A 21,977-nucleotide genomic window follows, 5' to 3' on the forward strand; every position below is an offset into this window, starting at 1 on the left:
AGACCCGTCAGAGCAAGACCCGTCAGAGCAGGGTGACGTGGCCGTTGTCGAGGTCGTAGCGGGCGCCGACGACGCGTACTTTGCCTGCGGCGATGTGGTCGGCGATCAGGTTGCTTCGCTGGACCAGTTCGGCGGTCTGGGCTTCGATGTTGGCGCGGACGGCGTTGTCGACGGGGTCGCCTGGGCGGGTCAGGACCGGCTCGATGATTGGGCGCAGGGCGTCGACGATTGTTGCGATGTGGCCGGGGGCGGTGCTGCCGGAGGTGATGGCGTTGATGGTGGCGTTGATCGCGCCGCAGCGTTCGTGGCCGAGCACCACGATCAGTGGGCTGGCGAATTCTTCGACGGCGAACTCGATGCTGCCCAGCAGCAGGTCGTCGACGATGTTGCCGGCGACGCGGTTGTCGAAGATGTCGCCGAGCCCCTGGTCGAACAGTACTTCCGGGGAGACCCGCGAGTCGGCGCACCCGATGGTGATGGCGAACGGGTGCTGGCCCGTGGCGAGGTCGTGCAGGTCCTGCAGACCCTGGTGCGGGTGGCGGGCGTGCCCGGCGACGAAGCGCCGGTTACCGGCCAGCAGGCGGCCGAGCGCCGCCGTCGGGGTGACCGCCGGCTCCTCGGCGACGACGGCGCCGAGAGAGCTCGTGCCGAGAGGGCTCGTGCCGACAGGAGTCGCACCAGCAGGAGTCGCACCAGCAGGGCTCGCACCGGCAGGAGTACCACCGGCGAGCAGGCCTGCCGCGCCTAGGGCGGCAGCGCCGCCGGAGAGCAGCAGGGAACGCCGGGACAGATCTTTTCGAGACATGGGGGGTCTCCATCGACGAGGGATGATCATCGATGTCTAGCAGACCGATGTGAACAGTCTCAGCAGTGCAGCAGACCGGCGCGATCCTTGACCGTCAGGATGTGCCGCGCGGCGTCGGTCACCCGGGCGTTGAACTCGGGTGACCTGCGCGCCTCGGCGATCAGGCCCGCCGCCATGGGCTCGGCGTCCTGCGGGCGGATCGTCAGCGCCAGGTCACCGCCGGCCGCGACGAACTTCACCGCGCGTTCGCCGACCGGTACGATCGCGGCCGCGTCCGCCGCGCCGAGGTCGTCGGAGACCACCATTCCCTGGAAGCCGAGCCGTTCCCGAAGCAGGCCGGTGACGATCGGCTTGGAGTAGGCGGCGATGTTCGAGCGGTCCAGTTTCGGGTAGCGGGCCGAGGAGATCATGACCGCGGCCGAGCCCGCCTTGATCCCGGCGACGAAAGGCTCGAGGTACGGGTCGGTGGCGTCCGCCTGCGCGTCGACGACATCCTTGGACACGTCGGTGTTCGCGCGGACCCGGCCGAGCCCGGGGAAGTGCTTCAACACGGTGAGTACGCCCTGGTCCTGCGACGCCGGGACCACCGTGGCGATGTCGGCGGCCACCTTCGCGGGGTCCGAGCCGTACTGCCGGCGGAACGCCCCGATCGGCGGGTTCGCCGCGCCGACGTCGTCCGGGACGGTGTCGGCCACCGGTGCCAGGTTGAGCGTGATGCCGATCGCGTCCAGGCGACGCGCGCTCTCGCGTACGGTGCTGCGCAGCTCTGTCTGTGATTTTGTCCCGAGCCGCTGCGCCGAGGGCAGGAGCGGGAAGTCCGGGCCCTTGAGTGTCTGCACGCTGCCGCCCTCCTGATCGAGCGAGACCAGCGCGGGGATGTCACCGGCCCTGGTCAGCGCCGTGATGTCGGCACGCAGGGCGGACGCCGACCGGGTGCTGCGCCCGGCCAGGAACACGCCGCCGAGGTGCAGGGTGTCGATGTCGCGCGCGAGGGGGCCGGGCGCATCTACGGGCGTACCGATCATCAGCAGCTGACCGGCCCGCTCCTCCAGAGACAGGCCCGTCAAGGTCTTGGAGACGCAGTCTGCCCTGGTCGGAGACGCACTCGGAGCAGGAGAAGCGCTCGTGGTCGACGCGGATGGGGACGGGGCCGCGATCGGCGCTGCCGGAGGGCGGGTCGAGCACGCCGCCAGACCGCCGGTCAGTGCCAGAACCACGGTCGCTGCTGATGCCCGGCTGCTCCACACGGCCGCAACGCTATCCCCACCGGTCACGTTTTCCTCAACCCGCCGGTCACCGTGCCGATGAGGCGGGCCTTGTCATGATCCTGAGGAGGACCACGGATGCGCCTGACGCCCCATGCGCTGAATCGGAGCCGGCTGGTGCTGGCCGCGGCCGTTCTGACCGCCCTCCCCGCGCTGCTCCCGGCCCTGCCCGCCGAGGCTGCCACCCGCACGAGGACCTACCCGCACGCCGTCGGTGACCTGCTGCCCGGCCCCGGCCGGACGGTGGCCCGCGTCGGGCTGCGCGCCCAGGAGGTGCTGCCGGCCAGCGTGGACCTGCGCGAATACGCCCCCGCCGTCGGCGATCAGGGCCAGATCGGCGCGTGTGTCGCGTGGAGCATCGGCTACAGCATCATGGGCTACTGGTCGAACCGGACGAACGGTTCCGGCGCCCCGTACGCGCCGCTGTACATGTACATGACCAACGTCGCGAAGGGCGGCGCCCCCAAGTCCGGGCTGATCGCCGACTACGTGCTGGCCAACGCGAAGAGCACCGGCATCGACACCCAGGACGACTACTGGCAGGGCACCACGAACTGGCAGTCGGCGCCGACCCAGGCGGAGATGGACAACGCCAAGAACTACAAGGTCAGCACCTTCACCCGGCTGTTCAACGGCAACAACCAGGGCGCCGGCGCGCAGTCCGCGATCATGCAGGCGCTCGCCTCGGGCACCCCGGTCGCGATGGGCATGCCGGTCTACCAGGACTTCATGTACCTGCGTACGCACAGCCTCTACTCGACCACCACCGGCTCGAACCTCGGCGGGCACATGGTCGCCGTGTACGGCTACGACGCGCAGGGCATCTACATCCGCAACTCGTGGGGCCCGTACTGGGGCAACGGCGGCGACGCCAAGATCTCCTGGGCCTTCGTGACCAAACAGGCGACCAGCGCGTTCGCGGTCGGCGGCATCACCACCCCGTCGACGCCGCTCGCACTCCCCCCGACGGTGGCGGCGCTGTCGGTGAACAAGGCGGCCCGGGGCACCGCGGTCACCATCACCGGCTCCGGCCTGTCCAGCGCGACCTCGGTGAAGTTCGGTGACACGGAAGCCTCCTTCACCCCGACGGTCGTCGGCGGCGTCACCAAGCTCATCGCGACCGCCCCGGCACACGCGACCGGCCCGGTCGACGTCACCGTCACCAACTCGACCGGCACCAGCGCGGTGTCGACGGCGAGCAAGTTCACCTACGTCCCCCCTGCTCCCGGGGTCGGCACGCTCGACCCGGCCGCGGTCACCACGATCGGCGGCCAGACGGTCACACTGACCGGCACGGACCTGACCGGCGTCACCAGCGTCAAGATCGGCACGATGACCGCGCCCGCCAAGGTGCTCAGCCCGACGTCGCTGACGTTCACCACCCCGGTCCGCCCGGCCGGCACCTACCCGGTCACCGTGACGAACACCTACGGCACGAGCAACCCCGCGGGCCAGCTGACGTACGCGCTCCCGCCCGCCCCCGTCGTCACCGCCGTGACCCCGGCCACGGGCCCGACCTACAAGACGACTCCGGTAGTACTCACCGGAACCGACTTCGGGGGTGCCACCAAGGTCACCGCCGACGGTAAGCAGATCTCCTTCACGAAGGTCTCCGGTACGCAGCTCAAGCTGATCCTCCCGGTCCACGCGGCCGGCCCCGTCGACGTCGTGATCACCACCCCGGGCGGCGTCAGCACGGGCGGCTCCTTCACCTACGCCGCCCCGCCGACCCCGGTGATCAGCACCCTCGCCCCGGACAACGGCCTGACCAACGCCCGCACCCCGCTCGTCGTCACGGGCTCCGCCTTCACCGACTCCACGAAGGTCACGGTCGGCGGCGTGGTCACCCCGTACACGAAGGTTTCCGACACCCAGCTCAAGCTGACCCTGCCCATCCACGCCGCGGGCCCGGTGGACATCCAGGTCACGACGCCGGGCGGAACCTCCGCCGCCGGCACCGCCTTCACCTACAACGCCCCGCCGCTGCCGGCCATCACCTCGCTCAGCGTGACCACCGGCTCGGCCAAGACCGCGACCCCGGTGACCATCACCGGCACGGGCTTCGCCGGCGTCACGAAGGTCATGCTGGGCACGGCCACGCTGGGCTTCACCAAGATCTCCGACACCCAGCTCAAGGTCTCGATCCCGGCCCGCGCGGCCGGCACGTCGGCGCCCATGACGGTGACCACCCCCGGCGGCACCAGCGTCGGGGTGACGTTCACCTTCGCCTGACCTCAGGTCCGGTGGTGCTTCTTCACAAAGGTGTATCCCGGTGCGAGCGGGCTGTCGTCGAGCTGAGCGCTCTCGACAGCCCGCTCGTGCAGTTCCAGCTGCTTCTCCGAAGGCTGCGCCCCCGGCGGCAGCTTCCGCACAAACCCGTTCACCCAGTGGTCCCGCCGCTCCTGCGCATCCGGGTCCTCCGGATCGGGAACCTCCTCCAGCATCGGCGCGTAGAACAGCATCTCCGCCTCCTTCTGCCCCTCGACAGCCGGATACGACGGATAGCCGTGCGCGTCGACACTGCCCGGCACGCGAGTGAGGTAACCCTCGCGAATCAGCTGCTCAACAGCCTGATCCCGGAAGAACGTCCCCTTCGCCCCCCGGCCCAGCGACTTCGTCTGCGCCGGCAACGTCGCCTCGTCGAGCACGGCGCTCCCATCGGGAAAGATCCGACCCAGCCGCCGTACGGCGAACATCACCTGACCCCGGTTCGACTTCCCCGCCTCGAACTCGCGGGTGACCACCTTCGGGTCATACTCGTGAAAAAAGTCGACCCCGTCGACCCGGACCGGCTCCTCGAGGGGCGTCGTCCGCGCGACGACTTCCTGCTTCTGCGCATGCCACGACACACTCACCAGCACCCCGGCCCGCACATCACCGGGCCACTCGATCTCGGTGAACTGCCACTCGACGTCCTCCCGGAGCACGGTCTCGAAGACCTTCCGGGTCCTGCCTCCGCCCGGCTCCTGATGCTCCAGCACGAACGAGATCCGCTCCCGCCCGGCCAGAGCCTCCAGACTCTCCTCGGGCACAGCACAGAGCCCACCATCAAGATCAGCCTGCCAAAGCGCAAAACGACGAGTCACCCCACCATGCTTCCACCTCCCCCGCCCCGCCTCACGAACGGAACACCCCTGTGACCGAGCTCCGCATGCACCGCTGGGGGCTTGCGATTCCGCTGGCGCTGATGTCGTTGCTCTTTGTGGGGGCGACCGCGATCGGCATCTGGGCCTACTGGGCTGTCGACACCACCGCGCTCTCTGGGTAGGGGCGCGGCGCGATCGCGGCGGTTTTCGTTCTAGGGTGCGGAGCGTTGCTGGTCCGCCGCAGTCTCTACTGACGGCATAGAGAATCGGGTCACGCGCGACCAAATCTGCGGCGCAGTGCCGAAAGCGGTCTTTCCGGAATCCGCGCCCGAGCCCACAGCGTGACTCCGTAACCAGGGCATGTCGGGCAAGTGGTATCTGTCACAAATGCTGCGGATTGAGCGTGGGCCGCCGATCGGGCAAGTCTCTATTCGACCCTTTGGTGGAGGCCGGCGGAAGGCGGCTTCTCTTACGGTTGCACCCGATTCGCACCCCGAATCGCACCGAGACCGCAACCCCCGGAGAACTGATGCGCCTGTCCCACACCGTCCGCCTGAGGGTGGCCGTTACCGCCGCCGCGGTGGCGTTGCCGGCTGCGTTCGCAGCCATGGCAGCTGCCCCGGCATATGCCGCGTCCGCCGCGGTGTCGTCTGCTGCGCCGGCTTACTCGCTGACTTCCAGCGTGAGCCCGGCCGCGATGACGCTCGCGGACTGTGCGGCCGATTCGACCTGTGTCGTGGCTGCCGCGCCCAAGGGCGGGACCGCTGACGATTACACGTCGCTTTCGCAGGCGGTGGCTTCGGCTGCTTCTCGTACGCGCTCCGCGGTGGTCGCGGCTGACGGCTCGGTGACGTCGGCTCCGGTTACTGCGACGGTGTTGCTGCGGGCCGGGTCCTACCGGCTGACCAAGGGTCTGGCGCTGCCGGTGAACGTGAACCTGCGCGGTGCCGGGATCACGGCCACGAGCCTGGTCATGGATCCGACGGTGAACTGGAAGAACTTCAGCTACGGGTTCCTGGTGCGTCCCGCCGACGCGAAGGAGGCCGGCAGCACGAACCTCGTCGCCGACCTGACCGTCAACGGGAACTGCCGGACCGACGCGGGTTCGGCGACCGCTGCCGATCTGCCGGGGCAGCCGGGTGTCGACTGTGACTTCCGGTCGACGCTGGGTGCGAGCACGAACACCGGCGGCGGGATCAAGGCCGGGGACAACTGGACCGTACGCCAGGTGCGGTTCACGAACCTCGAGTACTTCAAGCTGTGGGTGTCGCAGGTCAAGAACGTCACCATCGTCGACAACCGGTTCGACAACTGGGGTGGCGCCGAGTCGGGCGACGAGGACAACATCGGCGGTGGCCGCAACGACGGTGTCGTCATCCAGAACAACCAGTTCGACGCGACGATCCGGGGCAACAGCTTCGACTTCGTCAACTCGATCCGGACGACGGTGAAGAACAACGTCGTGCACACCACGCCGGCCGTCGCGGCGGCCCGGGGCGTCAACGAGTACGGCAACATGTACTTCGAGGGGCTCACGCAGGCGCAGGCGACCGGTAACACGCTGGAGGGCGCGCACATCGTGCTGACCTCCAACGCGAACTACACGCACGTCGCGCCGAACAAGGACATCACGAACCCGCGGGACAACCTGATCGCGGGTAACCGGATCCTCGACTCGTACACCGCCGGGGTGGCCATCGGTTACAGCGACTACCTCGACGCCGACGGGACCTCGGGCACGCCGGGCAGCCTGAGCGACGACAGCGGGGACAGCGCCGACCACTACGTCCGGGCCGACGGCAACAACGTCGTCCGGGACAACGTCATCGAGCGGTCGCGGCAGTCCGGCATCATCGTGTACGGCAACCCGGATGTGAAGACCGCCGCCGACTCGATCACGGGCAACCGGGTCGTCGACGCCGGCTTCGGCGGGTCGACGGAATACAACACCGGTGCGGGCCGCATCGACACCTCGGGGATCGCGCTGTCGGTGGGCACCGGCGACGCGATCTACGCCAACACGATCGTCGACGACCAGGACAAGCCGACCACGTGGTACGGCGTGCACCTCGGCGCCCGCAAGTCGTCCGCGCCGTCCGGCACGGTGCTGACCGGGCCGAACGGGGAGAAGAACACGACTTCCGGGATCGTCGGCGCTGCCGTGCGTACGGCGACGCTGGCTCCGGAAGGGGCGACCGGTCTCGCAGCCGACAGCAACTCGCTGACCTGGACCGAGTCCTACGCCGGCGTCAACACCGTCGCGGGTTACAAGGTTTTCCGTGACGGCAAGCAGATCGCTGACCTTCCGGTCGGCAGCTCGGCGGTCCCCGCGAACCTGCTGGACGACGACGCGGCGAGCCTGGAGTCGGCTTCCGGCGTTTCCGCCTGGACGGCGGGTTCCACCACGAAGATCGCCCGTAACACGTCGTCGGGTGCGATCGGCGGCTCTTCGCTGGCGCTGACCGCCACTTCCGCGGGCCAGATCAACGTGACGGGTCGCAAGTCGACGGTCACCGCCGGCACGACGTACACCTCGGTGGCGTCTTTCCAGGCCTCGTCGACCGGCCGGGTCGTCCGCGCGGGTCTCACATTTACCGATGCCAATGGCAAGGTCACGCGTCTCGCGACGTCCAACAAGGCTGCCGTGGATTCCGCTTCCGGCTGGGTAACCAGCTCGTACTCGGTTGTCGCGCCGGCGGGATCGGTCTCTGTTCAGGCCTTCATCATGGTCGAGGGCGCCTCCGCGGGGGAGACCCACTTCCTGGACCGTCTCGGCCTTGTCACCGGCACCGCGACCGAACAGCTCTCGCTGTCCTCTTCTTCTGTTGTCGCGGGCTCTTCTTACTCTGTTGTGTCCTACCGTGCTGACAGCGGCGATTTTTCTGGCGTCTCGAGCGTTTCCATCTCCTGACCCCCTCCGCGTGTCCCTGTCTCTCTCACAGGACTAATAGTGCAGGGCCAAGTTCAAGCGAACCTCTAGACCGGCTCCGGTGACCCGCAAGGTCCCGGAGCCGGTTTTTTCATGCCTCCAGGCGTAAATGCCGTGCGGCCGCCGGCCCCTGCGGCCTACCCTCTGACCATCACCGCGATCGAAGGGGGCAGGCCATGCGTTACCGCATCGACCTCGTCATTCCCGCGTCGCGTTTCGAGCTGATCCTCGTGTCCCGCGTGCCCGGCTCCGGGTGCGCCACCGGAGCTGGACGTTCCTGACCGTTACCCCGCATCGGGGAACGGGCGGGCGGGCGCTGTCCACCATCGGATCAAGCTCGAAAGATCACCATCATGCGTGTCCGCAACCTCGGCATCCTCGCCCACGTCGACGCCGGCAAGACAACCCTGACCGAACGCATCCTGTACGCCACCGGCGCCACCCACAAACGCGGCGAGGTGCACGACGGAACCACCGTCACCGACTTCGACCCGCAGGAACGTGACCGTGGCATCACCATCTCCGCGGCCGCGGTCACGTTCGAGTGGGACGGTGACTGGATCAACCTGATCGACACCCCCGGGCACGTCGACTTCTCCGACGAGGTCGAACGTTCCCTGCGGGTGCTCGACGGCGCCGTCGTCGTCTTCGACGGGGTGGCCGGCGTCGAACCGCAGAGCGAGTCCGTGTGGCGGGCCGCCGACCGGTACGGCGTACCGAGAATCGCCTTCGTCAACAAGCTCGACCGGGCCGGTGCCGACCTCGACGCGGTGCTCACCTCGATCCGGGACCGGCTCGGTGTCACCCCGCTCGCGGTGCAACTGCCGATCGGGCGCGAGGACGGCTTCGAAGGCGTCATCGATCTGGTCGCCATGCGCGAGCTGACGTGGGCCGACGGTGTCCTGCGCAATCGGCCGGCCCGCTCCGCCGAAGCACTGACAGCGCGTAAGGCGCTCGAGGAAGCCGTCGCGGAACGGCACGAAGGCGCGCTGCGGGAGCTCGGGAACGTCTCCGACGGCACCCTGCGACTGGCGTTGCAGGAGTTGACGCACGGCGGCGGGATCGTGGTGGTGCTGTGCGGCTCGGCGTACCGGAACAAGGGCATCGAGCCGCTGCTGGACGCCGCGGTCGACTATCTCTCCCGCCCCGGGCCCGGCGGCGACGCGGGCGGTGACCTGGCTGCCCTGGTGTTCAAGGTGCAGGCGAGCAGGCTCGGGCGGCTGACGTACGTGCGGATCTACGACGGGACTGTTCGGAAGGGGGACGTGGTGTGGGACGCGCGCGGTGGGCGTACCGAACGAATTGCCAGGATCCTGCGCATCCAGGCCGACCGGCACACCGCGGTGGAGCAGGCGGAAGCCGGCGACATCGTCGCCCTGACCGGGGTGAAGGCCGCGACGGCCGGAACCACCCTCTGCACCCGCGAGCGCCCGGTGCTGCTCGAGGAACCCCGCACGGCCGAGCCCCTCGTCTCGGTAGCGGTCGAGGCGCGCAGCACCATCGACGCGCAGCGACTGTCGACCGTGCTCGCGTACCTCGCTGAGCAGGATCCGTCGCTGGTCGTGCGCACCGATCCGGAAACCGGGCAGATCCTGCTGTCCGGCCTCGGCGAACTGCACCTCGAGGTTGCCGTGGAGCGGATACGCACCGACAGCGGGCTGGCCGTCACCGTCGGCCGGCCGCAGGTCTCCTACCGCGAAACCATCGTGCGTGGGGTGACCGGATTCGTTCACCGCCACGTCAAGCAGGACGGCGGCGCGGGCCAGTTCGCCCACATCGTCCTCGATGTCGCTCCCCTGCCGGACGGTGACTTCGAGTTCGAGTCCACGGTGACCGGCGGGCGGGTGCCACGCGAGTATGTGCGCGCGGTCGAGGCCGGCTGCCGGGAAGCCCTCGCGGCAGGTCCGGTGGGCGGGCATCGGGTGACCGGGCTGCGGGTCACCCTCACCGACGGTGCCACGCATTCCAAGGACTCGTCGGAGATGGCGTTCCGGGCGGCCGGGCGGTTCGGGCTGCGTGCGGCGCTGCAGGCCTGCGAGATGGTGGTGCTCGAGCCGGTCGCGGAGGTCACGGTCAGCGCGCCGGAGGACGCGCTCGGTGCGGTGCTCGGTGATCTTGCCGCGCGGCATGGCCAGATCACCACCACATCGGGGCGTACGGTGACCGCGCTCGTTCCGCTCGCCGAGCTGTTCGGGTACGCGACCCAGCTACGCAGCCGCACGAGTGGGCGCGGGACGTTCACCTCGCGGGCGGCGGGCTATCGCGCAGCGGCATAACACTCGGGGCCGGGCCTGGTCCACTCGCCGCGCTTTTCTGACGGACCGGGCCCGGTCTCCTCGCTGCGCTTTTCTGTCGGACCGGGCCGGGCTTCTCGCCGTGCTTTCCTGTCGGACCCGGCCCGTAGTATCCGGGACCATGGGCAGCACTTATCAGACGATTCTCGCTACCGGCGCGCTCGACGACGTGCGCGCCGCGGTCGCCGGGTCGGGGCAGCGGGCGGTCGTGATCCCGGTCGGCGAGCAGCGCTGGGCCGTCGTGCCGGAGGACGAGAACGGCTGGGCCCCCACCGATGATCTCGCCCGCCTGCTGAGCCGCCCGGCCGGCGCACTGGCCGCCGCCTTCAGCGTCTTCGACTCCGACGTCCTGGTGGCCGGCCTGTTCCGCGAAGGCCGCGCCTTCCACGACTACCTGAACAAACAGCAACTCGTCGAGCCGGACTGGGACGACGACGACAACGAGATCCAGGTCGACCATCTCGGCCGCATCTACCCCCTCGACGCCACTCCCCCGTCCGGTGCATACGGCGCCGACCCCGCGGTCTTCGCACCCTTCGCCCTCGGCGACCTGGATCTGCCCGCCGTGCAGGCCAACCTGACATCCGAGCAGTCCATGGCCAACTCCCAGCACCACGAACTCCTCCACCTGCTCGGCCTCGACCCACGCCCCCTGCAGATGCGCTACGCCGACGCGGTCAAGTCCGGCCTGGGCGTCTAACCGCTCGCGGCACTCAGCCGCCCCACCAGGTAGCTGCATCCGCGACGGGCCAGGTCTCGGCATCCGCGACGGGCCAGGTCTCGGCATCCGCGACGGGCCAGGTCTCGGCATCCGCGGCGGGCCAGGTCTCGGCATCCGCGACGGGCCAGGTCTCGGCATCCGCGACGGGCCAGGTCTCGGCATCCGCGGCGGGCCAGGTCTCGGCATCCGCGACGGGCCAGGTCTCGGCATCCGCGGCGGGCCAGGTCTCGGCATCCGCGGCGGGTCAGGTCTCGGCATCCGCGACGGGCCAGGTCTTGGCGGGTGGTCAGGCCTTGGCAGACAGGTGGGCGGTCAGACGGGCGGTCAGGCAGACGGGCGGGCAGGTCTCGGCGGGCGCAGGCGGGCAGGTCTCGGCGGGCGCTGGCGGTCAGGTCTGGTGGGCCAGCCAGCCGCAGTCGGAGCAGACGTCGAAGCCGCGGAGCTGGGCGAGGCGGCGGCCGCCGCAGGCCGGGCAGACGACGCGGTAGCGCTCGTGGTGGGTGTTGCCACGGCTCGGTGGGAAGACGACGGTGAAGTACATCCGGCGTTGCCAGCGGCCGTCGCCGGCGTCGACCGCGAGGACGCCGGAGCGCAGGCGGACGTCGACGCGGGCGAGGAGCCGGGTGCCGGCGGCGGCCGTCGGCGGGCTCAGGAGCAGGCCGGCCACGTCGGCGGGCTTGGCGTCCTCGATGCCGGAGATGATCGTGGATTCGCGGCGCACCCCCTCGGCGCCGACCGGGCCGATCGGAAGGTCGGTGCACCAGGCCGGGCGCGGGCCGGGGTCGGACTGACCGAGCCTGGTGCGGAAGATCGTCCAGAGGCCGAGCTGCTCGGAACCGACCAGTCCGATCTTCACGTCGGAGCCGCGCTCGTCGGTGAGGCCGACCAGTTCCGGCCCCCACTTGGTTGCCCGCTGCGCGGCGGCGACCGCCACCCCGACCCCCGGGTAGAGCACGTCCGCGACCACTTCGGTGAAACGCCACAGCCCACCGCGGGCCACATCGCCGGCTATCTCATCGCAGCGGGCAGCCGCCCATTCGGAGACCCTGCGCTCCTGCGGACGGTCAAGAAGCGAGGAACGGCCAGTCAGCGAGGAACGGTCGGGCAGCGAGGGACCGTCAGGCACCTGGGGACGGTCAAGCGGTTGGGGACGGTCAGGGGGACCGTCAGACAGCGAGGGACCGTCAGACAGCTGGGGACGGCGGCGCGGGGCGGGAATCCGGGCGCGGGGCTCGAACCAGGACGGCCGCTCCCGAGGGTCTTCCCGGTGGGTGTCGCGGGGTTCCTTCCGGTGGGTGTCGCGGGGTTCCTTCCGGTGGACGTCACGCATAGACACATGCTGTCACCGGGTACCTACCCCGGCCACCTGAACGCGACCGGGCCGGAGCCGTCAGATTGCCTGTGAGCTGCATGATCTGATGGTCCGGCCGCGGCGTGGGGTCCTTCGTTCGGGTGACGGCGGGGGTCAGAACGTTCCTGTGTAGAGCAGTCGGTTCGGGGTTCCGAGGCCCGGGCCGGTGACGACGTCGGGGGTCGCGGCGGACACGATCGCCGCGTGCACTTCCGCCGGGGTCGCCGCGGTGTGCGTCGCCAGGTAGAGCGCCGCCGCGCCGGCCACGTGCGGGGCGGCCATGGACGTACCGCTGATAGTGGTGGTCGCGTTGTTGTCGGTGATCCACGCCGACGTGATGTTGACGCCGGGCGCGAAGACGTCGACGCAGGTGCCGCGGTTGGCCCAGCTCGGTTTGTGGTCGGTGCTGTCGACGGCGGAGACGGTGAGGGCGGCCGGGACCCGAGCCGGCGACTGAATGCAGGCGTCCAGGGGAAGGATGCCGAGCGGTCCGCCGTTGCCGGCCGCGATCGCGTAACTCACGCCGCCGGCGATGGAGCGGCTGACCGCGGCGTCGAGGGCCGGGTCCGGTCCGCCGCCGAGGCTCATGTTGGCCACCGCGGGCGTGACAGCGTTCGCCGACACCCAGTCGATCCCCGCGACGACCTGCGCGGTCGTGCCGCTGCCTTCACAATCCAATACCCGGACCGCCACCAGTTGTACGCCCTTGGCGACCCCGAACGCGCTGCCGCCGACCGTACCCGCGACATGTGTGCCGTGACCGTTGCAGTCGTCCGCCGCATCGCCGTCGATCGCGTCGAACCCGCTGGTCGCGCGGCCGCCGAAGTCCGCGTGCGTGGCGCGGATGCCTGTGTCGATGATGTACGCGTGCACGTTCGACGCGGATGTCGTGTACGTGTACGTGGCGCTGAGCGGCCGGGTGCGCTGATCGATGCGGTCGAGTCCGTACGACGGCGGATCGGTCTGCGTGGTGCTCGCGTGGTGCACGATGTTCGGCTGGACGGCGGTGACCGCGGGGTCGGCGGCCAGCTTCGCGGCCTGCTCGGCGGTCATCGTCGCCGCGAATCCGCGTACGGCATGCGAATAGGTCTGCCGGACCTTGCCGCCGTGCTTCTTCACGAGTGCCGTGGCCTGGGTCTTGACCGCGGTGCCGGCCTGCTCCAGCAGGATCACGTAGCTGTCGGGCACGACGTCGGCGTCCGGCGCGACGGCAACCACGGCCCGCCCGACAGGCGCCGCGCCCGCGCTCGTCGGCACCGCCACGGCGCTCAGGGCCACGGCTACGGCGGCCGCGACCGTTATCCGTACGGATGTCGGCATCTGAGCCTCCTCCAGTTAGATCACGGTTACTCAAAGTGAAGGTAGCAGCTTGATCGGCCACCAGAATGTGATCGTCGGGCGGGTGTGTTCGTAGAGTTGCCGCATGGAGCCCGATCTCGGCGTGCTGACGGCAGCGGAGCAGCACGCGTACCGCTTGCTCGTGCGGCTCGGTGGAGCCGGCGCCGACGACCTCGCCGCGCACGACGCGATGTCACCCGCCGAGGCCGCGGCGGCCCTGGAAGGCCTGCGCTCCAAGGGGCTCGCCGGCGCGGGGCCGATCTACCACCCGCTGCCGCCGGACGTCGCCCTCGGTGACGTGCTCCTGCGCCGGCAACAGTCGCTCGAGAACGCGCGCCAGACCGTGGCCGCCCTCAGCGAGGACTACCGCAACCACACCCGCCGGCGCAGCTCAGAACATCTCGTCGAGATCGTGGTCGGCGCGCAGGTCCTGCGTCAGCGACTGCGCGCGATGCAGGACGGCGCGCGGGAGGAGATCCTCTGGTTCTGCCGCGCCAACCCGCTGGCGATGGCCGGACCCGAGAACGCCGAGGAAAATTCGGCCCTCGGCCGCGGCGTGAAATACCGCGCGATCTACGAACGCGAGCTCCTCGAAAAACCCGGCGAGCTGCAGAGCATCCTCGAATCAATGGCCGCCGGCGAGGAGTCCCGCACGCTCCCCACCCTCCCCGTACGCCTGGCAATCGCCGACCGCTCCCTCGCGATCTGCCCGCTCGTGCCCGACGAGTCCCGCGGCTTCGGCGAACCCACCGCCGCACTGATCCGCTCCAGCGAACTCCTCGACGCCCTGGTCGCCCTCTTCGAAAGCTACTGGGAACGCGCGACGCCCCTCGTCGGAGAAACGCCGCGCGCCGAGCTGCAACAATCCGAGGTCCTGCTGCTGTCACTTTTCGTATCCGGAATGCCGGACAAGTCCATCGCCACCCACCTCGGTGTCAGCAAACGAACCGTCCAGCGCCGCCTCGACCGCCTCATGGACCTCGCCGGCGTCGACACCCGCACCGGCCTCGCCTTCCAGGCCGCCCGCAGGGGCTGGCTCTCAGCCCCGATCTCCCAGCGGCCGGCCTGATCGAGGTTGGCTACTGTTCTGGCATGTATCGCTGGAACGAGCGTGGTCTGACACCGACGCCCGATGCCTGGCGGGAAGCGTTCATCGACTTGCACGGGAAGAGCCGGGTCACCCTGACGGAGGCCGGCCCCTGGGCGGGGCGGCTGGAGTGGCAGCGGTCCCGGTCGTACGGCATCGCGCTCTGCGGCAACGTCCGCGAGGAGTTCGTACGGGAGCGGCGGCACATCCGGACAGACCCGCGCGGCATGTTCGAGCTGCTGGTGCCGACCGCCGGGAGCGCTCAGGTGGAGCAGGCCGCAGCCGCGGGCGAGATCCGGCCGGGCACTCTCGCGTTGTGCGACGTGGACCGCCCGGTGACCTTCGCCCACGGCGAGGAATTCCAGTCGGTCGCGCTGATCTTCCCCCGCGAGGCGATCCACCGCCGCAATCCCGCCGGGGCCCGGGATTCGCAGGTCTTCGACGGCACCGCGGGACTCGGCCGGCTGATCCGGCAGACGGTGCTCACCCTTCAACAGGAGCGGGAACACCTCTCCGAGGCAACCTTCGACATCGCCTGCGACCAGCTGCTGGACCTGCTCTGCCTGGTCGCCGAGGGCGCCGGCGACTCAGCACCGGCCGCCCAGCGAAAAGAGGTCGAGGCGCAGGTGAGGCAGTACGTCCGCCGTCACGCTGCCGACCCCGACCTCTCCATCACCGACATCGCCCGGGCGCTGGGCTGGTCGGCGCGCTATCTGCAGGACGTGCTGCAGGCCTCGGGCACCACCTCCCGCGACCTGATCCGCTCGGAGCGGCTGCGGCTGGCCCGGACCCGGTTGGCCAGTTCAACGTGGGACAACCGGTCAATCGCGCAGGTCGCGCACGCGTCCGGGTTCGCCAGCCACGCCTCGTTCGCCACCGCCTACCGCCGCGAGTACGGCGGCACGCCCCGCGAGACCCGCGGCGACCGCCGCGAGTTCGACGTCACGCGCCGCGAAACCCCCGGCGACCACCGCGGTGAGTCCTGAAGCCAGGCCTCAGGCAAGGGCGCCGCCGTCGACACGAACGGTGCTGCCGGTGATGTACGCGGCGTCCGGCCCGGCCAGGAACGCCACCACACCGGCAACCTCGTCAGCCTCGGCGTACCGGTGCATCGGGATGACCGCCTGAAGCATGAACTGGCCACCCTCGGAATCCTTCGACATGGCCATGTCGGTGTCGATGATGCCGCACTCGATCACGTTCACGTTGATCCCACGGGCGGCGAAATCCTGGGCCCACCCACGCGTGTACGCCGTGACCGCGGCCTTGGTCGCCGCATAGTCGGACATGCCGGCTGCGAAGGTCTTGCTGGCAAGGCTGGACGACAGGTTCACGATCCGGCCGCCCTCGCGCATGTGCCGCACGGCCCGGTAGGTCGTGTCGGCGACACCGGTCAGGTTGATCGCGACCTGCTCATCGCGTCCGGCGTCGGTCAGCTCCCCGGGCCGGAAGACACCGGCGCTGTTGACCAGGATGTCGATCCCGCCGAACCGCTGAGCGACCGCGTCCACCATGGCCGTCACCTGTGCCCGGTCGGCCTGGTCGGCCTGGATGCCCTCGGCGCGCACGCCCAGCGACCGCAGTTCCTCGACCACCGTCTTCGCCTTCGCCGCCTGTGCGACATAGGTGATGACCACATCCGCGCCCAGCGCAGCCAGCCGCCGGGCCGACGCCGCGCCGATCCCCCGGCTGCCCCCGGTCACCAGCGCCACCTTGTCCGACAGAATCTTCTCGCCCACGAGCCACTCACCCCTTGTGAAATCCGCGCCTACCCCGTGCCCGGTCAACACTCGCGGTCAGGACGCGCGCGGTCTTTCGCTGCGGCGCACAGCGCTTGCGCCAGGGCGCATAGGTTGTGTGCAATTTAGTTGCGCACAACTTAATTGTGCACAACCAAATTGCACACAACCTTTCTCGCTCAGCTGCGCCCGTAGGCCCGGATGACGGTCTGGGTGAGCGCGTTACCGGCAGTGTCCTCAGCGGTGACCCGCAGCGAGACCGGCGTCCGCCCCGGCAGAACAACCGCGGTGGTGCCGATGACAACAGCGCGACTCCAGCTGGCGCCGTCGTTGGTGGACACCTCGACCTTGAGCGACTTCAACTTCGCGGAGAAGGCGAGGTTCACCCCGAGCGCCTGCGGCGTGTAGTTCACCCCGAGCAGCGGCAGGTCACCCTCGGACTTCGATTTGAAGGTCCATTCGGATTCGGTACGCGTGCCGTACACCCAGTCCTCGTTGCTGCGAGCCGTGCCGACCTTCAGCTTGTACGTCGCCTGCCCGGCCGTGGTGGTGACGTCCCCGATGCCGCCGGCCAGGTCGGCGATCTGCTTGCCGTCACGCGACAACGTTCCTGTGGCGTTGTCGCCGTACTCGGCGAGCTCGTAGTGGCCGTCGCTGTCGACGAACTCCGGAACCTGCAGGTGCAGCACGTCGCCGGAGCGGTACGAGCCGACGTTCGCGGGCCGCACGACCGCGGCGCCCCACTTCTCCGACTTGGCGCCGGCCTTGTAGCTCGTGGTCGCGCCCTGGAAACCGCCGAGCAGCGGGCCCTCGGTGTTCCACGGGTATTCGTGCGCCACCGCGTGCCGCCAGACCGAGTCGCCGGCCGAGACCCACTCCTCGCGGGTGGACGGGGTGCTGACCGGGCGCGAGGTGTCGTTCCACGCGACGGTCTGCCAGGGGCGCCAGCCGAAGCGCTGCTCGCGTACCCAGTCGAAGCCGCCGTTGTCCGCATAGCTGGACGTGATCCGCATGCTGTTGGCCGCGGTGACCTTGTAGACGACCTTCTCCGGGATCCGGTCCTTGGAAACCTGAAGAACGTCATAGAGGTACGGGCTGGAAGTGGTCAAAGTCAGGTCGAGTGTCGAGGGCGCCTTCTTCACCAACCTCTGACCATCGTCGTACGCGACAGCCAGCGCGACGATCGGCAACCGCTCGACGATCGTCGGGTTGAAAACCGTCCACGCGCTATGGTCCGCAGGCCGCACCACCAGGGCGACTGCCGCGCCGGCCTTGGCCGCGGCGATGACCTGCTCGTTCTCGTCGGTCTCCCAGCTGCCCGGGATCAGGACGGCTTTTCCGCGTACGTCCTTGGTGCCCCACTTGACCAGCTGGTACTTCCTCGTGCCGTCGAACCACGGCGACTCGCCGACGAGGTTCGCGTCGATCGGCTCGCTGACCCCGGGCACCTTCGTCTGGACCCGCGGCGCGACCAGCTGCCAGCGCGACGAGAACTCGAAACTGCCCTCGACGACCTTCTTCGTCGGCACCACGTTGACCTTCTGGACCGTACTGAAATGCATGACGCCGTGGGCGATGCTGCGGCCCGTCCCAGTGGTGCGGTGGATGTAGTAGCTGAGCACCGTCTGCTGCTCGGCCGGCTTCGGCGTCTCGATCGTGATCGGCGTGCCCTTACGCGCGTCGACCAGCACCGTGATGTCCTTGTCGACCTTCAGCTCGGGGATCGTGACAAACGTGACCTGCTCGTCCAGCGGCGCGCCGTCCTCGATGAGCGCGTCCAGCAGGTACGTGCCTTCCTGCAGCTCGTACGTGTTGCCGGCCGGGGTGAGCCAGCCCAGCGTGTCGAACCGGCTGTCGTCGCCGCGCAGGTCCAGCACGGGAACGGTGGTCGGCTGACCGGACCGGTTCACCGCCTTGACGGTGACCTTGTGGCTCGGGCCGTCCAGCACCGCACCGACCGCGGTGGTGACGGTGATCCCGGTGGCGGTGGCGCTGATCCAGCCGCTGATCTTGCCGGGCTTCTGCGCGGCGAAGTCGATCGTGGCGGTCACCGTCGCCGTGGCTTTCGCGGGCACCGTCACCGTCGCGGCGCTCAGCTTCACGGCCGTGGGAGCGGTGAGCTTCAGGGTCACCGGAGTCGCGGCGGAGTTGGTGTACGTGATCGTCTTCGACTCGGTGGCCGGCGACGTCCCCTTGGTGTGCACGCCGTAGTCGGCGATCGGGGTGCCGGTCACCGCCTGGGTCGTCACGCGAGCGAGGTCGACGCGGCCGGCGCCCTGCGCGTACACATCGGGTCCGGTTGTTGTCTTGGCCGTGCTGACCAGGGCTTCCTTGATCTTCGCGCCGGACCAGTCCGGGTGCTGCTGAGCCACGATCGCGGCCGCCCCCGCCACGTGCGGCGTCGCCATCGACGTCCCGGAAGCCGCCGTGTAGAACTCGTCCACCGGCTCACCCATGGTCGTCCCGGCCGCCCGGGCCGCCACGATGTCCACCCCCGGAGCCGTGATCTCCGGCTTCAACCCCAGGTCACCGAGCCGCGGCCCACGGCTGGAAAAACTGGCGATCTGATCGGTACGGTCGACCGCGCCAACGGTCAGCGCATCGGTCGCCGCGCCCGGCGTCCCGACACTCGAATCGGCGCCCTCGTTACCGGCAGCAACCACGAACAGCGCGCCGCTGGCCGCACTGATCTCGTCGACGGCCAGACTCATCGGGTCGAGCCCGTCGGTAGCCCCGCCCCCGAGGCTCATGTTGACAACCTTCGCCCCCGAGTCGACGGCCCACTGCATCCCGGCGATGATCTCGGACTCGTACCCCGTCCCGTCATCACCGAGCACCTTGCCGATCAGCAGATCCGACCCGTACGCGACACCCTTGCGACTCCCCCCGGAAGCAGCCCCGGACCCTGCAATCGTCGACGCCACATGCGTCCCGTGCCCGAACCGGTCAACCACATCCGGGCTGCTGCTGAAGTTGGCAGTCCCGGCAATCTTCCCGGCCAGGTCAGGGTGGGTCGCGTCAATCCCGGTGTCCAAGATGGCCACCTTCACGCCCCGCCCGTCAAGCCCTTGCTGCCACGCCGTCGGCGCACCGATCTGCGCGGTGCTCTTGTCGAGCGCCGCCTTCACCTTGCCGTCCAGGAAAATCTGGGTGGCGCCGCTCAACCGCGCCTGCCCACCCTGGCTCTTCCAGAACTCGGCCAAACTGCTCTTCGCCGGCCTGACCGCGGTCGCCCCGATACTGGTCATCGCCAGCGCGGCCCCCGCTGTCCGCAACCCCGCGGTGCCACCCTTGACGATCAGCGGCAAACTCGCCGAGTCAGCATCGCCATACCCCTCAGCAACCAGATGCTCAACATCGAACAGCTCCGCATCAACCCGGCCATCCGCAATCAACGGCACCGCGTCCGACGGAACAACCCGGATCCCGCCATCACCCTCGAACGTATGAAAGCTGACCCGCTCCCGCCCGGCCGCAGGCGTCACCGAGGCAGCAAACTTCCCGCCCTCGACGGGCGCCAGCCGCACAACATCCCCGGTGATCAGGGTGATGCTCTGCGCTTGCTCGCTACCTTTCTCTTTCCCTACGGCAGCTGATGGTCCAGCCGCGACCGCAGGCACAGGTATCGCCGCGGCTCCGATCAGGACGCCGGCTAGCAGTCGACCGAGCATGGGAACTCCTTAATGCGTTGTTCACTCCACGCATCATCGGATCCCTATATTCACGAGAATGTTTCCAACCCCTGCCGCACAGTCGACATGGCACCAAGTGGACACCAGCCCACCGCCCCACCCCTGACCCCGGCCTTTCCTGCCCCCGGCGCCATACCCAGCCTTATCTCCCGCCCACCGCACCCACCCCAAACAACTTTCCTGCCCTCACCACCACTTCCCACCCTTTTGCCTCCACCCCAGCCGCACCCAGCCCCCATGCGCAGCCCGTCCCCCGCGTCGCACGCCTCCCACCCCGGCGTCCCACCTCCCACCCCGGCGTCCCACCTCTCACCCGGGCGTCCTCTCACCCTGGCGTTCCACCTCCCACCCCGGCGTCCCACCTCTCACCCGGGCGTCCTCTCACCCTGGCGTTCCACCTCACGCCCTGGCGTTCCACCTCGTGCCCGACGCTCGACCCCCGCCACCGCTCAACCCACGCCCCACGCCCCACGCCCGACGCCCGACGCCCGACGCCCGACCTCACGCCACCGCTCCGCCTCGCGCCCGACGCTCCATCTCACGCCACCGCTCCGCCTCGCGCCCGACGCTCCATCTCACGCTCGATGGGCAGTTCGCAGCAGGTGCCCCCGTCTCAGCGGTGATCTCCTCCTAAATCTATGTGCCGGCGTCGGGGTCGGCGGGTCCTTCGAGGCCGGTCCTCTCGTCGCGTTCGGCCCATTCGAGCAGCGGCCGCAGATCGTGCGCTACGTCGTCGATGCCCGCATGCAGATCGCCGAGCTCCGCGAACCGCGCCGGCACGGTGAGCAGGGTGAAGTCGTCCGGTTCCACGGTGTCGACCTCGTCCCACCGGATCGGCGTGGACACCGTGCCCCGCTGGTTGCCGCGCACCGAGTAGGCGCTCGCGATGGTGTGGTCCCGCGCGTTCTGGTTGTAGTCGACGAACAACGCTCGCGGGTCCCGGTCCTTGCGCCACCACGTCGTCGTCACCTCATCGGGCGCCCGCCGCTCGACTTCCCGGGCAAAGGCCAGCGCCGCCCGCCGCACGTCACCGAACCCGTGGTCAGGCTTGATCCGCACGTAGATGTGCAGCCCCCGCCCACCCGACGTCTTCGGATAACCGGCAATCCCCAACTCGTCGAGCACCTCATGGGCAACATTCGCCACCCGCCGCACGGTCCCGAAGCCACACTCAGGCATCGGATCAAGATCGATCCGCCACTCGTCCGGCTTCTCCACATCAGCCCGCCGCGAGTTCCACGGATGAAACTCAACGGTCGACATCTGCACAGCCCAGACAACCTCCCCGAGCCCACCCACACAAAGCTCATCGGCATGCCGGTTGTACCGGGGAAAAGTAACCCGCACGGTCTGCAACCAGGGCGGAGCCCCATGAGGCACCCGCTTCTGATGGACCTTGTCCCCCGCCAACCCCTCCGGGAACCGGTGCAACATGCAGGGCCGCTCCCGCAAAGCCCGCACAATCCCGTCGCCAACGCTCAGGTAGTAGTTGGCAAGGTCAATCTTGGTCAGCCCGAGCTCAGGAAAATACACCCGATCCGGATTCGAGATCCGAACAGTGTGCTCCCCCGCCTCAACCTCAACAGCAGGCGACTTAGTAGCCATGAATCACAACGTAGCTGCTCAGCCCACCTCCCGCTCCCCCTCACACCTTTACCCGCCCCGACCCG

15 protein-coding genes are annotated in these 21,977 nt (G+C 69.2%); 7 read left to right on the forward strand and 8 right to left on the reverse strand.

The features are described from left to right. Positions 1-22 precede the first annotated feature (22 nt). Positions 23-805: a carbonic anhydrase gene (locus tag Aco04nite_RS35175; RefSeq protein WP_213001555.1), complete on the reverse strand. Its 783-nt coding sequence runs from the start codon at positions 803-805 to the stop codon at positions 23-25. 59 nt (positions 806-864) lie between these two features. Continuing rightward, positions 865-1,872: a glycoside hydrolase family 3 N-terminal domain-containing protein gene (locus Aco04nite_RS35180; protein WP_244876521.1), complete on the reverse strand. Its 1,008-nt coding sequence runs from the start codon at positions 1,870-1,872 to the stop codon at positions 865-867. Positions 1,873-2,148: 276 nt separating this feature from the next. Here Aco04nite_RS35180 and Aco04nite_RS35185 point away from each other — a divergent pair, with 276 nt between their 5' ends. Beyond that, positions 2,149-4,302: an IPT/TIG domain-containing protein gene (locus Aco04nite_RS35185; RefSeq protein ID WP_213001556.1), complete on the forward strand. Its 2,154-nt coding sequence runs from the start codon at positions 2,149-2,151 to the stop codon at positions 4,300-4,302. Positions 4,303-4,304: 2 nt separating this feature from the next. On the opposite strand, the gene Aco04nite_RS35190 is transcribed toward Aco04nite_RS35185, so the two are convergent. Next, positions 4,305-5,102, reverse strand: coding sequence for a hypothetical protein (locus Aco04nite_RS35190; protein ID WP_244876522.1), 798 nt, complete (start codon positions 5,100-5,102; stop codon positions 4,305-4,307). A 104-nt stretch (positions 5,103-5,206) separates the two neighbouring features. Here Aco04nite_RS35190 and Aco04nite_RS49805 point away from each other — a divergent pair, with 104 nt between their 5' ends. The 4 genes from Aco04nite_RS49805 (at position 5,207) to Aco04nite_RS35205 (ending at position 11,079) form a co-directional block, all read left to right on the forward strand. Then, a complete protein-coding gene (locus Aco04nite_RS49805) occupies positions 5,207-5,338 on the forward strand; it encodes a hypothetical protein (protein WP_280519452.1) in 132 nt (43 codons plus the stop codon). Between the two features lie 347 nt (positions 5,339-5,685). Then, positions 5,686-8,067 carry a right-handed parallel beta-helix repeat-containing protein gene (locus Aco04nite_RS35195; RefSeq protein WP_213001558.1) on the forward strand — a complete coding sequence of 794 codons (2,382 nt, stop codon included), beginning with the start codon at positions 5,686-5,688 and terminating at the stop codon, positions 8,065-8,067. A 362-nt stretch (positions 8,068-8,429) separates the two neighbouring features. Further along, entirely contained in the window at positions 8,430-10,361 is a 1,932-nt protein-coding gene (gene fusA / locus Aco04nite_RS35200) for an elongation factor G (RefSeq protein WP_280519466.1), read from the forward strand. A 139-nt stretch (positions 10,362-10,500) separates the two neighbouring features. Continuing rightward, complete coding sequence (locus tag Aco04nite_RS35205) at positions 10,501-11,079, forward strand: hypothetical protein (protein WP_213001560.1); 579 nt, start codon at positions 10,501-10,503, stop codon at positions 11,077-11,079. A gap of 409 nt (positions 11,080-11,488) precedes the next feature. On the opposite strand, the gene Aco04nite_RS35210 is transcribed toward Aco04nite_RS35205, so the two are convergent. After that, entirely contained in the window at positions 11,489-12,226 is a 738-nt protein-coding gene (locus Aco04nite_RS35210) for a hypothetical protein (protein ID WP_213001561.1), read from the reverse strand. A 339-nt stretch (positions 12,227-12,565) separates the two neighbouring features. Beyond that, positions 12,566-13,771, reverse strand: coding sequence for a S8 family peptidase (locus tag Aco04nite_RS35215; protein WP_213001562.1), 1,206 nt, complete (start codon positions 13,769-13,771; stop codon positions 12,566-12,568). 103 nt (positions 13,772-13,874) lie between these two features. Between Aco04nite_RS35215 and Aco04nite_RS35220 the strand changes: the two genes are divergently transcribed. Both Aco04nite_RS35220 and Aco04nite_RS35225 read left to right on the forward strand, forming a co-directional pair. After that, entirely contained in the window at positions 13,875-14,858 is a 984-nt protein-coding gene (locus Aco04nite_RS35220; RefSeq protein WP_213001563.1) for a helix-turn-helix domain-containing protein, read from the forward strand. Between the two features lie 23 nt (positions 14,859-14,881). Next, positions 14,882-15,862 (forward strand): helix-turn-helix transcriptional regulator, encoded by a 981-nt coding sequence (locus Aco04nite_RS35225; RefSeq protein ID WP_213001564.1) that lies wholly within the window; start codon positions 14,882-14,884, stop codon positions 15,860-15,862. A 9-nt stretch (positions 15,863-15,871) separates the two neighbouring features. Here the strand turns inward: Aco04nite_RS35225 and Aco04nite_RS35230 are convergent, their stop codons facing one another. The 3 genes from Aco04nite_RS35230 to ligD all read right to left on the reverse strand — a co-directional run bounded on the left by Aco04nite_RS35230 (position 15,872) and on the right by ligD (position 21,912). Further along, positions 15,872-16,615: an SDR family NAD(P)-dependent oxidoreductase gene (locus Aco04nite_RS35230; protein ID WP_213001565.1), complete on the reverse strand. Its 744-nt coding sequence runs from the start codon at positions 16,613-16,615 to the stop codon at positions 15,872-15,874. 179 nt (positions 16,616-16,794) lie between these two features. Further along, on the reverse strand, positions 16,795-20,286 hold the full coding sequence (locus Aco04nite_RS35235; RefSeq protein ID WP_213001566.1) for a S8 family peptidase: 3,492 nt from the start codon (positions 20,284-20,286) through the stop codon (positions 16,795-16,797). A gap of 657 nt (positions 20,287-20,943) precedes the next feature. After that, a complete protein-coding gene (gene ligD / locus Aco04nite_RS35240; protein WP_213001567.1) occupies positions 20,944-21,912 on the reverse strand; it encodes a non-homologous end-joining DNA ligase in 969 nt (322 codons plus the stop codon). Positions 21,913-21,977 lie beyond the last annotated feature (65 nt).

It is taken from the genome of Winogradskya consettensis, assembly GCF_018332715.1.
Classification (GTDB): Bacteria; Actinomycetota; Actinomycetes; order Mycobacteriales; family Micromonosporaceae; genus Actinoplanes; species Actinoplanes consettensis.

What these genes read in the sequence shown, in the direction of transcription:
- Aco04nite_RS35175 (WP_213001555.1), bottom strand. Translation starts at nt 805, where the DNA reads ATGTCTCGAAAAGATCTGTCCCGGCGTTCCCTGCTGCTCTCCGGCGGC.
- Aco04nite_RS35185 (WP_213001556.1), top strand. Translation starts at nt 2,149, where the DNA reads ATGCGCCTGACGCCCCATGCGCTGAATCGGAGCCGGCTGGTGCTGGCC.
- Aco04nite_RS35195 (WP_213001558.1), top strand. Translation starts at nt 5,686, where the DNA reads ATGCGCCTGTCCCACACCGTCCGCCTGAGGGTGGCCGTTACCGCCGCC.
- Aco04nite_RS35205 (WP_213001560.1), top strand. Translation starts at nt 10,501, where the DNA reads ATGGGCAGCACTTATCAGACGATTCTCGCTACCGGCGCGCTCGACGAC.
- Aco04nite_RS35215 (WP_213001562.1), bottom strand. Translation starts at nt 13,771, where the DNA reads ATGCCGACATCCGTACGGATAACGGTCGCGGCCGCCGTAGCCGTGGCC.
- Aco04nite_RS35220 (WP_213001563.1), top strand. Translation starts at nt 13,875, where the DNA reads ATGGAGCCCGATCTCGGCGTGCTGACGGCAGCGGAGCAGCACGCGTAC.
- Aco04nite_RS35225 (WP_213001564.1), top strand. Translation starts at nt 14,882, where the DNA reads ATGTATCGCTGGAACGAGCGTGGTCTGACACCGACGCCCGATGCCTGG.
- Aco04nite_RS35235 (WP_213001566.1), bottom strand. Translation starts at nt 20,286, where the DNA reads ATGCTCGGTCGACTGCTAGCCGGCGTCCTGATCGGAGCCGCGGCGATA.
- ligD (WP_213001567.1), bottom strand. Translation starts at nt 21,912, where the DNA reads ATGGCTACTAAGTCGCCTGCTGTTGAGGTTGAGGCGGGGGAGCACACT.